The sequence below is a fragment of the Hymenobacter sp. HDW8 genome (genome assembly GCF_011305775.1).
GTDB lineage: Bacteria > Bacteroidota > Bacteroidia > Cytophagales > Hymenobacteraceae > Hymenobacter > Hymenobacter radiodurans.
Genome location: NZ_CP049907.1, coordinates 4,170,145 through 4,184,185, shown reverse-complemented (window position 1 = coordinate 4,184,185; position 14,041 = coordinate 4,170,145). Strand labels below are relative to the sequence as shown.

The window sequence follows — 14,041 nt, the reverse complement described above, 5'->3', positions numbered from 1 at the left end:
CTTCCTAAACTACGCTCCGAAACCGACGATCCCCCCCACAAATAGTCCCCCATATTATGAGCGATATTACTTCCGAAGAGTTGAAGAAGCGACAGGCTACTGGTGAAAAGCTGGTTATTCTGGACGTACGTGAAGGCTGGGAATACGAAGAATCGCGTATTGAAGGCAGCCAGCACATTCCACTGGGTTCTTTGCCCCAGCGCGTAGATGAGCTAGAAGACCTGAAAGAAGGAGAAGTCATTGTGCATTGCAAGGGTGGCAGCCGAGCTAATGCAGCGAAGGCTTTCTTGGCCCAAAATGGATTTCGCAATGTTCGCAACCTGATTGGCGGTATCACGGCATATCAGCAATAAAAATGGCGACACATAGCTGAGTCTGATCAGATGCGTAAGCGCAAAAAAGCCCCCCAACTACTAAAGAGCGGTTGGGGGGCTTTTTTGCGCTTACGCATCTGTTTTGATTTAATTTTTTATCACTCATTGCCAATTGGTTATGCCTGATTTTCAAATTTGGTTGTACACAATTTAATTGTGTACGTATAAGTGGTCACTATCATCATTACTCAATGGCCAAGGACCTAAGCGTGTCACCCGAATCTTTGCTGAAGCTCGACAATCAGCTGTGCTTTCCGCTGTATGCGCTCTCCCGCCTAGTGACCAAAGCTTACCAGCCCTATCTTCAGGCCCTCGACCTCACATACCCACAGTATCTAGTGATGCTTGCGCTGTGGGAACATCAGGAGCTGACCGTTAAAGCGCTAGGTGACAAGCTTTTGCTCGATTCAGGCACCCTTACTCCCTTGCTCAAGCGCATGGAGCAGCGCCATCTGCTCAGCCGTACCCGCGACCCGGACGATGAACGGTCGGTTAGGGTTGCGCTACTGCCGGCCGGTCAGGATTTGCGAGCTAAGGCCTGCGAAGTACCACAGCAGATGTTACACAAACTCCAGCTTTCGCCAGTTGCGGCAGAATCATTACGCACTCAACTTCAACAACTTATTTCTGTTCTCACTTAAAATTAAGTGAGCATATTTCATTTCTAACACATCCATGAGTTACCAAAAACTGTATACCGCCAAAGCGAAAGCTACCGGTGGCCGCGACGGCCGCGCCATTTCGTCCGACAATGTAATTGACCTGGCTCTGACTACACCCAAAGAACTGGGTGGTCCTGGTAAGCAAGGTGCTACCAATCCGGAGCAGCTGTTTGCCGCCGGGTACGCTGCCTGCTTCGATAGCGCCCTCAACCTGGTAGCGCGTTTCGAAAAGCAAACTATTGTGGGCAGTTCCGTAGCTGCTGATGTCAGCCTCGGCCACGAAGGCGACAAATACGACATTGCCGTAGATCTGCACGTAAATATTCCCGGCTTGGAACAAGCACAGGCCGAAGATCTGGTAGCCAAAGCGCACCAGATCTGTCCATACTCCCGCGCTACTCGTGGCAACATTGAAGTAAACCTGACGACTTCGACGCACGCCTAGTTGGGTGCTACAGTATAAAAAGAGCGCGCAGCCACGTGGCTGCGCGCTCTTTTTATGGGCTTACTCTACGCCCGCAGTTTTCCATTCGGCTCATACTGAAGCACTCGTGTATCGACCAGCTCGCGCAGCAGCTGAGTTACGGATTCGGCCTGCTGGGGGGCAAATTGGGTGAGTAGTTCGCGGGGTGTTTGGGGGGCATTTTTTAGCAAGTCTACGAGTTGGGCGCGTAACGTTGGCGAAGGCTGAGCGGGTTGTTGGGCTTTCTTCCTAGCTAAGCAAAAATCGCAGACGCGGCAGACAGGCGCGGCCATTTCGCCAAAATATTCCAGCAACAACTGCTGCCGACACCGGCCACCCAAGCTGTACTCAATCATGGCCTCCGTCTGGTGCTGAGCCAGTTCACGCGCGGCCCGCAGGGCCGGCTGATTCAGCGGCAGCTTATCCACGTCGTGGCGGGGAGTGGTGAACAGAGCTTGGGGTGAATTGTGCTGGGGTTGATATTGGATAATGCCCGAGCGGTGCAAAAACAGCAACATTTTGCGTACTTCTACTACACTCAGCCGCAGGTGCTGGGCTAGGCTATTCTCAGATATCTTCTGAAAGCCCGCGAAGATTTCTCCTCCATTCAGACGCAGTAAAGATTTGATGAGCTTATCGTGCGCGGCATTGGCTACCTGAAATCGGTACAGATCGGTATGATCGATAGGAATGTGCACACGAGCGGGGTTGTTTACCGCCTCATTAATCTGTACTAGGCCTTGCCGTGCCAATGCTTTCAGGGCATTATGCGCGTCGAGGGCTTTGATCCGATATGTTTCGGCAAATTGCTGAATATCAAAATCAAAGGCTACCAACTCGCCCCCGCCAACGGCCGTACGCGAGAAGTTCGCTAAGGCCTGATATACCCGCCGAACTGTATCGAGGGGCGGGTGGGCCAATTCAGCGCGACGACGCTGCTCCGCCGCTTCGTTGGGGCCAGCTAGGAGCACAGCAAAGGCATACTTCTCGTCGCGGCCGGCGCGGCCAGCTTCTTGGTAGTAAGCTTCTAGCGTATCGGGCGCGTCGAGGTGCACGACCAGGCGCACATCGGGCTTGTCGATGCCCATGCCGAAGGCGTTAGTGGCTACTATCACGCGGGTTTTGTTCTGCATCCAGTCCTGCTGGGTACGGTGGCGTTGCTCACTAGGCAAGCCCGCGTGGTACGCCGCCGCCGATACCTTATGATGCTGCAAAAAAGCCGCGGCATCCTCCACCTGCCGCCGCGTGCGCCCATATACGATGGCCGTTTTATCAGGACCCACACCGCGCAGCACTTCCTGCAAGCGCCGCAGCTTATCCTCGGTCTGCAGAACAGAATAAGAAAGGTTAGGCCGGGCGAAGCTTTGCTGAAAAACCTGATGGTTGGGCCCAAACTTTAGTCGCTCGATAATGTCCGCCTTCACAGGTTTGGTGGCAGTGGCCGTGAGAGCAATAACCGGCACCTTCGGCAGCAACTCGCGTAGCTCCGCAATCTGCAGATAAGGTGGCCGGAAGTCGTAGCCCCACTGTGAGAGGCAGTGCGCCTCATCCACGGCCAGCAGGTTTACTTTCATCTTCGCTACCCGCACCCGAAACATCTCCGTCAGCAGCCGCTCTGGCGACACGTACAGAAACTTCACCGGCCCATACACGCAATTATCCAGGGTCTGGTCGATTTCCTGATGGCTCATACCCGCGTACACTGCCTCGGCCTTAATGCCCCGCGCCCGCAATTGCTCCACCTGATCTTTCATCAGCGCAATCAGCGGCGACACCACTACACAAATACCCTCCCGCGCCAGCGCTGGCACCTGAAAGCACACACTTTTGCCCCCCCCTGTGGGCAGCAGAGCCAGCGTATCTTGCCCCGCCAGCACCGAGCGAATAATATCCTCTTGAAACGGCCGAAAAGCCGTGTGACCCCAATGCTGGCGCAGCAGGTGCAGGATGTCGTCGGTAGGTAAAGGCATACTACTGCAAAGGTAACTTCTACCTGAACTTACAGACCAACAAAAAAGCCCAGCTCCAAACGGAACCGGGCTTTTTGTGTATGTAGTGAGTTAAACTTTAAGCGGCAGCCGACTCACCGTTCTCACGGTCTTCGATAGCCTTACGCAGCTTGGCTACAGCTTGGTTAGCGCGCTCCTCGTCCAGACGGTTGATGTTAAGCAACATCTTGGTCTTCTCCTGGCGCGTAATCACCGGATGGTTGAGCAAACGGATAATTTCCTCTTTCTGCGCAGCCGTAGCATACGCGATGGCTGGTGCCGGAGCCTCGGTAGGCTCAGCGGGTACGGCCTTCATGGGCGTAGCCTCAGCAGCTACAGTGGCCGGAGTAGCAGCAGGGGCTACAGTCAGGGCGGGTTTAACCTCTGGCTGATTGCCACCATACTCCATCTCCTCAGCAGGCGTAGGCTCGTAGCCAGCAGCGCGAATAATCCAAGCGAGAATATTGCGGTACGCCTTGCCAATAGCACGCGTCTGCGCCATACTCATGATGGCAAACTCCTGGTAGAACTTCTTACCCGACTCTTTATTCGAGCATACGGCAAAGCCAGCGCCTACCGTATGACCCGAACGCAAATCGAACAAGGTCACCTTAGCTTGATATTTCAACTCCGTCTCGGTGCTGACATTGATGACATGGTCAACGATAGGCACGATGCCCAAGCGCGAGCCAGCATACTGCCAGCCTTCCACGTTCACAAACTCTTTGCCCTGCACTGTCGTCGTGAGCTTGTTGTCTTTGATGAACTTCGCCAGATCAGTAGCCAAGTGCAACGTCTCATCGGAGCGCGAAATATCGTAGCTCTCAATCTTGCTCTTGCGAGCCTGGTCTTTAACGGGTTTGGTTACTTCGTTCATGGCGGTTTCCATAAGTGTCCTGTAGTACGTTTTGTTATTTGGGTATATAACTAAAGATACGAGCGAAAGGTGCAAAAAGCGTGCTTTTTATATGTAATTTTTATTGCTGATTATCAGATACTTATGAATTAAATTCCTAAAATTTTTAGAAAACTAAAAAACGGGTACTTTTTCGTTCTCTCTAAACACCTTTTTTGGCTTATCTGGTTTCCATTTAACTGCACAAAAAAGCCCCCAGAAACGTTTCTAGAGGGCCTTTTCAATTATTTCTTAACCGGACTCTACTCCGTAATGTAGCCGTCTTTCATAGTAATCGTGCGGTCGGCCATTTCGGCCAGTTGGTCGTTGTGCGTCACGATAACAAAGGTTTGCCCTAGCTCCTTGCGCAACAGAAAGAAAATCTGATGTAGCTCCTGCGCATTCTGCGAATCGAGGTTGCCGCTGGGCTCGTCAGCAAAAATGATTTCGGGCGAATTAATTAGGGCCCGAGCTACCGCCGTACGCTGCTGCTCCCCGCCCGACATTTCCGAGGGCTTATGGTCGGCGCGGCGCTCTAGGTTCAACATCCCCAAAAGTTCGCGGGCTCGTACGCGCACTTCCTTCTCCGAGCGACCTGCTAAGTAAGCTGGCAAGCATACATTCTCCAGAGCCGTAAACTCGGGCAACAAATTATGAAACTGGAAAATGAAGCCGATGTGTCGGTTGCGAAACCGCGCTAAGTCGGAGCGCCCGAGGGAGCTAACCGACTGACCATCGAATAGCACCTCGCCCGTATCGGGGTTGTCCAATGTACCCAGAATGTGTAGCAGGGTACTTTTGCCCGCCCCCGATGAACCAACGATGGACACGATTTCCGACTTCTCAATCGTCAGGTCGATGCCCTTAAGCACTTCCAGCGTGTTGTAGCTTTTGCGAATATTTATGGCCTGCAGCAAACGATAAGCGAATTGGGGTGAGCAGTTGGGAACAAACAAAGCTACGGATCAATCGCAGATTATGACGTCCAATTCAATTCCTTAGCTTGTGGAAAAGTGCTGGGGGCAAATTCCGAATTTGCTGCCTACATTTTAGCTTCCTGCAGCTACTAATCTGTTTATGCCCAACTCTCTACTGTTCCGTCGCTGGTGGGCGTTTGTGCCGCTGCTCACCCTACTAGGGTTGGCAATTGTATTAGCCGCTGGCTGGTGGTGGCCGCGGTTGGCTCCCTCCTACCCAATTCCGGCTGCTACGGCGAACGTCAGCATCGCGGTCAACTTGAATAATCGCATACGAGGGGTAAGCTGGGTAGGCAGCGACTCCATTACCGATGTTGAGCTGGCCCCATTGCAGCAGCACAACGTAACTTGGATAGCGCAAACGCCCTTTGGCTGGCAGCGCGGTGCCACCTCTCCCACCATTGGTATGCACACCGGGCGTGGGCGCGTGTATTGGGGCGAAAGCGACGCAGGTCTGATTCAGACAGCTCAACTAGCCCGCAAGCGCGGTCAGCATATCCTGCTCAAACCTCATCTATGGGTGCGCGGCGATGGCACCTGGCCCGGCGACATCCGCATGACCTCCGAGGCCGACTGGAAAGCCTGGTTTGCGAGCTACACGACCTTCATACTGCACTACGCCGAACTGGCTGAGCAACAAAAACTCGACGGCCTGTGTATCGGAACCGAGCTAGAGCAAACAACGACTCCTGCCCACGAAACCGAGTGGCGCGCCCTTATTCGCCAGATACGCCAAGTGTACCACGGCCCGCTCACCTACGCTGCCAACTGGAGCGGTGAGTACGAGCATATTCGATTTTGGGACGCGCTAGATTACATTGGCATTCAAGCCTATTTCCCGCTCACCAAGAACAGCAAGCCCACCAAAGCTGAACTGCTGGCTGGCTGGCAGCCACATTTGAAAGCCATCGAGCGGGTGCAAAAGCGTTTCGACAAGCCTGTGGTTTTCACTGAAATGGGCTACAAATGCACCGCCGATGCTGCCGTGGAACCCTGGGTCTGGCCCGACCGCACCACAGCTTTCCTACAACTCGACGAGGACACACAAGCCACTTGCTACGCGGCCATGTTCGAGACGTTTTGGACGAAAAAATGGTTTGGGGGCTTTTTGTCTGGAAGTGGTATCCGAAACTAGCTCCTGACGGCCCAGCCCGGCGCCACGCTGATTTTACGCCCCAACATAAAGAGGCTGCCCAAGTTATGGCACAGTGGTTTGGAAAGTAGATGTGGCATTTGTAACGCCCCGCGTCGCATTTTTGCCTACTTTCGTGCACTGAACACCACCCCATCATCCCATTGAACTGACCTCTATGAACATTCACGAGTATCAGGGTAAAGAAATTCTTAAAAGCTACGGCGTACGCATTCAGGAAGGAATCGTGGCCGAGACGCCCGAGGAAGCTGTTGCCGCTGCCAAGCGCCTAACCGAGGAAACCGGCACTAGCTGGCACGTTATCAAAGCGCAAATCCACGCCGGCGGACGCGGTAAAGGAGGCGGCGTAAAGCTGGCCAAGAACCTGGACCAAGTGAAGGAAGTAGCTGGCCAGATCATTGGCATGCAGCTGGTTACGAAACAAACCGGTGCAGAAGGTCGCAAAGTACATAAAGTACTTGTTGCTCAGGATGTCTACTATCCCGGCGATTCAGAGCCGAAGGAATATTACATGAGCGTACTGCTAGACCGCTCAACTGGCCAAAACGTTATCATCTATACCACTGAAGGTGGCATGGACATCGAGGAAGTTGCTGAGCAGCACCCCGAGAAGATTCACCGTGAGCACGTTGACCCGCGTGTAGGCTTGCAGGGCTTCCAGGCTCGCAAAATTGCTTTCAACCTGGGCCTCACCGGCGAAGCGCAAAAAGAGATGGTGAAGTTCGTAACGGCTCTGTACAAGGCCTACGACGAAACCGATTCAGCCATGTTCGAAATCAACCCCGTGTTGAAGACGTCGGACAACAAGATTCTGGCTGTTGACGCCAAAGTAAACCTCGACGACAACGCTCTCTATCGTCACAAAACCTTCGCCGACCTGCGCGACACCAACGAGGAAGACCCACTGGAAGTAGAAGCTTCCGAGTCGAACCTCAACTATGTGAAGCTCGACGGCAACGTGGGCTGCATGGTAAATGGCGCTGGCCTAGCCATGGCTACCATGGACATCATCAAGCTTTCGGGTGGCGAACCCGCCAACTTCCTCGATGTAGGGGGTGGGGCCAACGCCCAGACCGTTGAAGCTGGCTTCCGTATCATCCTGAAGGACCCGAACGTGAAGGCTATTCTCATCAACATCTTCGGCGGCATCGTGCGTTGCGACCGGGTAGCGAACGGAGTAGTTGAGGCCTACAAGAACATCGGCGATATCAACGTACCTATCATCGTACGTCTGCAAGGCACCAATGCTGAAGAAGGCGCCCGCATCATTGATGAGTCCGGTCTGAAAGTGTTCTCGGCCGTATTGCTGAAGGATGCCGCTCAGAAGGTGAAAGAAGTATTGGAATCACAGAAGGCATAAAGTCTTTCTGCTGTTACAACAAAAAGCCCCCCAGAATAGCTCTGGGGGCTTTTTGTTGTAACAGCAGAAAGACTTAAGCTGTAACGTTTGTATTCTCAGCAGTATTTGATGCTTCAATGCCATTACCTCCGGCTACGCCAGCATTTTCTTCGGGCTGTACTGGAACGGACTTACCCATCACGCGCAACTCTACTTCCATATTGCCGCGAGTACCCACCGAATAAGGACAGATAGTATGCGCCTGACGAACCATGTCAATGGTCTTCTGTTCGTCAAATTTTTTCAGATCTACGTCCAGAATAGCGCTTAGGCCGTAAGCCTCACCTTCCTGAAATAGCGTCACAGAGCATTTTACTTCGCTTTGTGAGTCGAGCCGGTCGCCATTACGCTGGGCTATCACTAATAGAGCCTGCTGAAAGCAAGAAGCATAGCCTGCAGCGAATAACTCTTCGGGGTTTGTAGCGCCTTTTTTGCCTCCCAAGCCCTCAGGTACTGACATATCCAGATCAATAATGCCCGTGGCAGAGCGTACGTGGCCGCTACGGCCACCGACAGCCGCAGCATCGGCTGTATAAAGCGTTTTCTTTTCGTTAGTAGACATAAGCTAAGGGTTCAGGTTGTGTGTTTGAATTAACTGATTTTAGCCCTTTAAGGTTATACTGACCCACAGAACTACCCAAAAAGCCCCCACGTTTGGCTTGACGTATTTTTCTCTCTACTTTTGCCCACCTTCCGGTCACGTCGTACAACGGATAGTATGAGAGTTTCCGAAGCTCTTGATCTAGGTTCGATTCCTAGCGTGACCACTTATAACTATTGAAAAGGCCCTCTGCGCACCGTAGAGGGCCTTTTTTGTTTTTACTTTGGAGCTCCTCAACACAAGCCGCTGCTTACTTCGCTCTTTTCCGTCTTACTCAGGCGGCTGCCATCATGTTACCGGGGGTAGACTTCGGCTCTGATAGCGAATAGTAAATCAAGAAGCGATTACTTATATTACTTGTTCGAAATAATAACGATTGGGAGGTTATCAGGTAGTAAAGGGTATTATTTTTGAATTCCGTCCTCCTTCATATTACCTCTGCACTTAGACTTTCGCGTAGCTAATTCATCTTTATAACCATATGGAAGTACATCTACTCAATACCCCTCCGGATTCTCAATCGCTCAGCAATAAATCATCGGGTCCTAAAGTTGTGCTGGCTAGTCAGCATTGGATAGTGTCAGACAATGAAACGGCGCGAAAAGTGAAGTACATTTTTCGGCCAAATGGTGATCTATTAATTGCTCAGGTAAAAGAACGCAAATCTTCCAAATGATGGCAATTCGCCCCAGCAATGAGGCAACAGTTGGCTAAACTAGGCAAGTGATTAGAGCAAATGCTCTCAACAGGTGGCTAGTTGTGTATGTATAAAGCTCTGAAAGACACGAAAGGCGAAACAGAAAGCGCTGCATAGCTTTTTTGGCTAGGTGCGCTTCTGCGTAAAAGTACTGTGACTGGCCAATTCTGCTACTACCAGTTCGTTTACGCTCACTATCACGCAGGTCCAAGTAAAACCAAATCTGCTTTCCGTTTTTCTATCAGACTATACTGTTTACTCCCACTATTTTACGCATGTGTCGGTTACCTTCTTAGCTAAAGCCTTACCACAACACTGGCAAAACTGGAAATGACTAATCGGGGTACTATTATTCAGAGAGTCGATTCGAGAACCGTAGAGATTATGGTAAGATTCGATTTAACTCTGACGTGGCAGTTTCTTGATATATAATGTTTCCGTAAACGTTTAAGTATATTCAGGATAGTATGAACTATTATTTTTTACTGTAAAATTTTGATGTTTAAGCATTTGCTATAGCTTATAGATGTATATTAGCTAAATGAGAGCTATTTCTCAACTATAACTATACTAATATGACTGCTTGGATAATTGCGCATCAGGACTGGTTACTAACGTTAACCGGAATTCTGCTTTCAATTTTTGGAGTGAACTGGCTCCTAAACAGATGGCATTCTCTTGCTACAAAGGATCGTAAGGACACTAGCATCAGTACAATCGGCAGTAACCGGCCAGATTTTGACGTTGAAACTACAAATCGTTAAGCACTAAAGCCTTTGAAGCATACGAAATTATAGTCATGCCGTACCTAGTGTCGGAAATTTTACAGCTGGTAAGAAATTGATACTACAAGCTAAATCAAATTTCAAATTTGTATTTTGCTTTTAATATATTTTAAAAATGTGATTATATATTACTTAGTAATTATTTACTATTCAACAATTTGTGGAAATAACAGCTTTAATACTTTTGAGTAATTACACGATTTAGGTAGTATTAATATCTACATCTCAACAAGGAAAACGCAATAATCATTGGGAATAAATTATAACTTTCTTAACTTGTCATATATTTATAAAGGTTGTGATTATTACTTGAAGATATGACTGAATGGTTAATTGAAAACAGAGAGTGGCTAGGTACCGCTATTCCTTTCTCTGCTATTATGAGTGCAATTATCTTTTGGCTTCTAAGCAGCGAGGATAAACCAGCGGTTATCCACTTACAGGACAAGCCGAAAGGTGTATCTTTTATTAGTAATACTCATGGCTACGCTGTTAGCAGTAGGATTGAGTTTCCTCTTCTTATGCCTGAGCATAAGAATGTTATGGTTATGAAATAAGTATTTATCCGAATAAGTTGGTATGAGCATTTCACCAATTTATTTAGGTAGCGTATCTTCCTAAGCAGTATTACTCACTTTTGGCAGGCATAGGCAGTGCCACTCGCACTGTTGTTCCCCGATCGGGATGGGAATCGAGCGAAAAACGCCCCCCAAGGAGTTCAGCACGATTTCGAATGCTGATAATGCCCATACCTGGGTCGGAAATTATTTCAGGAGAACTGGGCATTCCTTGGCCATCATCCTGCACACTAAGAACCACCTGATCGTCCTCTTGCTCTACTTGGATATGTACTATTCGGGCGTGAGCATGTTTGATAACGTTGGTCAAGAGTTCCTGAACAATACGGTATACAGCTAGCTCAAGCAGGAGCGGGCGAGGCTGGTCTAGGCCAGTCAGATGCAGGTGAACCTTAAGCTTGCCTGGAGGAATGTGCTTAACCAACTCCTGTAGTGCTACTTCTAACCCAAAGTCTTCCAGAATACCAGGTGTTAATTGGTGCGACACATTGCGTGTAGCCTGAATCGCTTCATTCAATGCTTGCCACACCGCCGGGTCGGGAGGAGAGTGTCGGCCGTTCTCAAGGTTAAGTTTGGTCACGTAGAGCAGTTGGCCCACTCCGTTGTGCAAAGCCTCAGCAATTCGCTTGCGCTCCGCCTCTTGGGCAGCAAACACAGCCCTTACAACGGTTTGCTGCTGCTGACGTTGAAGCTGAACGGCGTCGGCAAGCATGCGGTTTCGCTCGGTTATGTCACAAATAGTTATCAAGATACCCGTCACTTCGCCCTGATCAGTGTTTCGGAGGGGCACAAAATACATGTCGTAACTACCGGGTCGGAGCCTTAAGCGCTGGTTAAATAGTGTAATAGGCTTACCATCCCGGACCTTCTCCAACAGGTTCCTCATCTCAGGCGTTTCGAGGTAATGAGGAAGAACATCGAAAAATGAACGACCCAGCGCCTGCTCTTCCGGCACAGATGAATACTGAGCGGCGGTCTGGTTCCATGCCATCACACACAGGTTCAGGTCTAGCGCAACCAGAGCGTCGGGGCTGTGGTCAATCACTTGCTTAGTAAATGCCTTCTCAGCACGCAAATTCTTCTTCATCTGCTCCGACTCGGTGATGTCGAGGGAGAAGATGACAGCCTCCTGCTTTGCTTTATCGAAGAAGCCGTAGTTCTGATAATACACTTCGTTGCCTTCCCAGGCCACAAAGCTTACCGTACTGATAGAGTTACCGGCCAAAAGGTGACGTATGTGCTCGGCTTCATCCGGAAATCCTTCAAAAATGCTAGCTCCCTGCAGCTGATTATCCTGGATACCCAAGGGGCGCAAACCTAACCCTACAAGATCCAGAAATACTCCCCTATGATCAAGCCTGGTCAATACTACCGGCATATTATGCACCATGTAATCCAGAAGGCGATTCTTATAGCTTAACTCTTGCTGGGCCCGACGTTTGGAGCTGATATCACGCAGTACTCCCAACAACTGATCGGGTTGGCCTTCTTTTTTTTGTAGCTCACCCCGAAACCGTATATAGCGAATGGCTTTAGCGGCGTCTAACACCCGAAATTCCAAGACTAAGGGCCGACCGGTTTGCTGAGCCTGTGCTAAGATTTCGCTAACCGGAGCCAGATCCTCTGGATATATTTGTTGGGAAACTTCCTTGGCAGGAACAGGTTCCGTTCCGGGAAGCAGGCCGAGTAAGTTGCGGGCGAGTGCATCGAGTACGACCTTTTTGCTCCCTAGAATGTACCTCACAGTGCCTACGCCGGCAGCATCCAATGACCGCTGTTTGTCTTCTTCGCTTTCGAGGCGGTGCTGCTCAGCTATTTTGAGCGGAGTTATATCGCGCCAAACGGCATACAGAAGAGTGCGTGTGTCCATCTGGACCGGCGTGAGCATGATTTCCCCCCAGAACTTCTCACCAGTATACCTCTGGCCCAGCCACTCATAGCGATAGTGGCCCTGATCTATAGCCCGACGGCAGTAATCGTCGGCACGCTCACGGCTGGGCAGGCCGTCGGGCTGATGCTGGGGGGCAAATTCAGCGACATGACGGCCCAAAAGCTGTTGCTTGTCTGTGGCCTCAACCAGTGCCAGCATGGCAGCATTGCAATCGACAAAGTAGTTATCGAGCAGCAGAAACACGGCATCGCTACTGTATTCAAACAGGCGCTGAAAATTGTCGGCGGACGGGTTGGCGGAGGTGTGGGCCGTGGCCACCTTAGCGGCTTGTTGGAGGGCTTTTATTTGCTTCTGGGCGCGGTCCAACTCCTGCTGCTGCAAGCGTAGCATGGTTTCATAGAGCAACTTTGGGGGCGGCTCCGCACTCAAGTAGGCAGCATCTGTGGTGGCCAGATGCTGCAATGCCTGTTGGCGCAATGCGTTAAGTTCTGTGGACGCAGGAACAGAAAAAGATCTAGCCATAATCAGATCAACTAGCTACGGCATGCGGCCATTGTCAGCCGAACGGTTTGAGTATTAGCAAATTTGCCCCCAGTACTGAGGTTGAGTTAGTAAGCCACCGCCGTACAGTGGTTTACTACTACGGATACACGGCAATCGACTTGGGCACTACTCATGAGCCTAGCACTGCCTGCGCAAGCGAGAGCTAGTCCAGCAAGCCGTGCTCAACGGCATATTTGATTAAAGCAGCGGTGTTTTTTACCTGGGTTTTTTCCAGAATATTCTGGCGGTGGGTTTCTACCGTGCGCCGGCTGACAAATAGCTTCTCCGCAATGGCATTGTTCGTGAGGCCTTCCGCAATGAGCCGGAGCACTTCCAACTCCCGATAAGACAGGCCATCCACTTTTTTGGTTTCGGCGGAAGCCTCCGGGTGAAGCACTTTTTGCAGCAGCGACAAGCCAATGTCGCTGCATATAAAGCGCTTGCCAGATGAAACCGCGCGGATAGCCGCGATGATCTCGGCCTGATCCGCGCTTTTGAGAATGTAGCCCGCCGCGCCCGCATCCAGCGCCTGGCCCACGTACCGCTCATGGGCCAGCATGGTAAGCACCAAGACGCGTATTTCCGGAAACTGCTCCCGCAGCACAGGCAGCGTAGCGAAGCCATCGAGCACGGGCATTTGTAAGTCCATGAGCACGATATCAGCGGGAGTTGTTGGCAGCCGATCCAGCAGTTCTTGTCCATTGCTGGCATCGCCCACGATAAGCAGGCCGGGTACCCCCGTTAGCAAGGCCTTCATTCCATCACGAACGAGGGAGTGGTCATCGACTAGGAACAAGCGAATCATGGGAGAGAATGTAAGTAAAATTTCGAATCACCCTACAGAGCAGCTAGCGAAGCGGCCCATCTCCCTGCATTTGTATATGAATGTAAGTAATTGCAAATGAGGTAAAAAACGATTCTTAGGAATGGATCATTCAAATACCGAAAGGGAGTAAAATAAATCAAAAATTGCCCCCCATTTTCTACGAAACGAGTATAAGGCAGTAGCAAAATGTGCGGGTCGAAAATCTATCT

12 protein-coding genes and 1 tRNA gene are annotated in these 14,041 nt (G+C 50.6%); 7 read left to right on the top strand and 6 right to left on the bottom strand.

What is annotated here, in order from left to right; genetic code table 11:
* Positions 1–56: 56 nt before the first annotated feature.
* From G7064_RS17955 to G7064_RS17945, 3 genes are all read left to right on the top strand, one after another.
* A complete protein-coding gene (locus G7064_RS17955; protein ID WP_133273553.1) occupies positions 57–353 on the top strand; it encodes a rhodanese-like domain-containing protein in 297 nt (98 codons plus the stop codon).
* 212 nt (positions 354–565) lie between these two features.
* Positions 566–1,015, top strand: coding sequence for a MarR family winged helix-turn-helix transcriptional regulator (locus G7064_RS17950; RefSeq protein WP_166074657.1), 450 nt, complete (start codon positions 566–568; stop codon positions 1,013–1,015).
* 34 nt (positions 1,016–1,049) lie between these two features.
* Positions 1,050–1,481: an organic hydroperoxide resistance protein gene (locus tag G7064_RS17945; RefSeq protein ID WP_166074656.1), complete on the top strand. Its 432-nt coding sequence runs from the start codon at positions 1,050–1,052 to the stop codon at positions 1,479–1,481.
* A 65-nt stretch (positions 1,482–1,546) separates the two neighbouring features.
* On the opposite strand, the gene G7064_RS17940 is transcribed toward G7064_RS17945, so the two are convergent.
* The 3 genes from G7064_RS17940 to G7064_RS17930 all read right to left on the bottom strand — a co-directional run bounded on the left by G7064_RS17940 (position 1,547) and on the right by G7064_RS17930 (position 5,299).
* A complete protein-coding gene (locus G7064_RS17940) occupies positions 1,547–3,469 on the bottom strand; it encodes an ATP-dependent DNA helicase RecQ (RefSeq protein ID WP_166074655.1) in 1,923 nt (640 codons plus the stop codon).
* A gap of 97 nt (positions 3,470–3,566) precedes the next feature.
* Positions 3,567–4,376 (bottom strand): hypothetical protein, encoded by an 810-nt coding sequence (locus tag G7064_RS17935; protein ID WP_240935562.1) that lies wholly within the window; start codon positions 4,374–4,376, stop codon positions 3,567–3,569.
* Positions 4,377–4,645: 269 nt separating this feature from the next.
* On the bottom strand, positions 4,646–5,299 hold the full coding sequence (locus G7064_RS17930) for an ABC transporter ATP-binding protein (protein WP_084444691.1): 654 nt from the start codon (positions 5,297–5,299) through the stop codon (positions 4,646–4,648).
* A gap of 160 nt (positions 5,300–5,459) precedes the next feature.
* Here G7064_RS17930 and G7064_RS17925 point away from each other — a divergent pair, with 160 nt between their 5' ends.
* Entirely contained in the window at positions 5,460–6,494 is a 1,035-nt protein-coding gene (locus tag G7064_RS17925; protein WP_166074654.1) for a glycoside hydrolase family 113, read from the top strand.
* A gap of 175 nt (positions 6,495–6,669) precedes the next feature.
* Positions 6,670–7,872: an ADP-forming succinate--CoA ligase subunit beta gene (gene sucC / locus G7064_RS17920; RefSeq protein WP_166074653.1), complete on the top strand. Its 1,203-nt coding sequence runs from the start codon at positions 6,670–6,672 to the stop codon at positions 7,870–7,872.
* Between the two features lie 73 nt (positions 7,873–7,945).
* Here the strand turns inward: sucC and G7064_RS17915 are convergent, their stop codons facing one another.
* Complete coding sequence (locus G7064_RS17915; RefSeq protein ID WP_166074652.1) at positions 7,946–8,473, bottom strand: Ohr family peroxiredoxin; 528 nt, start codon at positions 8,471–8,473, stop codon at positions 7,946–7,948.
* Between the two features lie 133 nt (positions 8,474–8,606).
* Here G7064_RS17915 and G7064_RS17910 point away from each other — a divergent pair.
* Positions 8,607–8,678: transfer RNA gene (locus G7064_RS17910), tRNA-Arg, on the top strand.
* 1,633 nt (positions 8,679–10,311) lie between these two features.
* Entirely contained in the window at positions 10,312–10,551 is a 240-nt protein-coding gene (locus tag G7064_RS17905) for a hypothetical protein (protein WP_166074651.1), read from the top strand.
* 70 nt (positions 10,552–10,621) lie between these two features.
* On the opposite strand, the gene G7064_RS17900 is transcribed toward G7064_RS17905, so the two are convergent.
* Both G7064_RS17900 and G7064_RS17895 read right to left on the bottom strand, forming a co-directional pair.
* A complete protein-coding gene (locus G7064_RS17900) occupies positions 10,622–12,985 on the bottom strand; it encodes a PAS domain-containing protein (RefSeq protein ID WP_166074650.1) in 2,364 nt (787 codons plus the stop codon).
* Positions 12,986–13,169: 184 nt separating this feature from the next.
* Positions 13,170–13,811 (bottom strand): response regulator, encoded by a 642-nt coding sequence (locus G7064_RS17895; protein WP_133273562.1) that lies wholly within the window; start codon positions 13,809–13,811, stop codon positions 13,170–13,172.
* Positions 13,812–14,041: the final 230 nt, after the last annotated feature.

Coding starts and splice junctions, on each gene's coding strand:
- G7064_RS17955 (WP_133273553.1), top strand. CDS start 57: ATGAGCGATATTACTTCCGAAGAGTTGAAGAAGCGACAGGCTACTGGT.
- G7064_RS17950 (WP_166074657.1), top strand. CDS start 566: ATGGCCAAGGACCTAAGCGTGTCACCCGAATCTTTGCTGAAGCTCGAC.
- G7064_RS17945 (WP_166074656.1), top strand. CDS start 1,050: ATGAGTTACCAAAAACTGTATACCGCCAAAGCGAAAGCTACCGGTGGC.
- G7064_RS17940 (WP_166074655.1), bottom strand. CDS start 3,469: ATGCCTTTACCTACCGACGACATCCTGCACCTGCTGCGCCAGCATTGG.
- G7064_RS17935 (WP_240935562.1), bottom strand. CDS start 4,376: ATGGAAACCGCCATGAACGAAGTAACCAAACCCGTTAAAGACCAGGCT.
- G7064_RS17925 (WP_166074654.1), top strand. CDS start 5,460: ATGCCCAACTCTCTACTGTTCCGTCGCTGGTGGGCGTTTGTGCCGCTG.
- sucC (WP_166074653.1), top strand. CDS start 6,670: ATGAACATTCACGAGTATCAGGGTAAAGAAATTCTTAAAAGCTACGGC.
- G7064_RS17915 (WP_166074652.1), bottom strand. CDS start 8,473: ATGTCTACTAACGAAAAGAAAACGCTTTATACAGCCGATGCTGCGGCT.
- G7064_RS17905 (WP_166074651.1), top strand. CDS start 10,312: ATGACTGAATGGTTAATTGAAAACAGAGAGTGGCTAGGTACCGCTATT.
- G7064_RS17900 (WP_166074650.1), bottom strand. CDS start 12,985: ATGGCTAGATCTTTTTCTGTTCCTGCGTCCACAGAACTTAACGCATTG.
- G7064_RS17895 (WP_133273562.1), bottom strand. CDS start 13,811: ATGATTCGCTTGTTCCTAGTCGATGACCACTCCCTCGTTCGTGATGGA.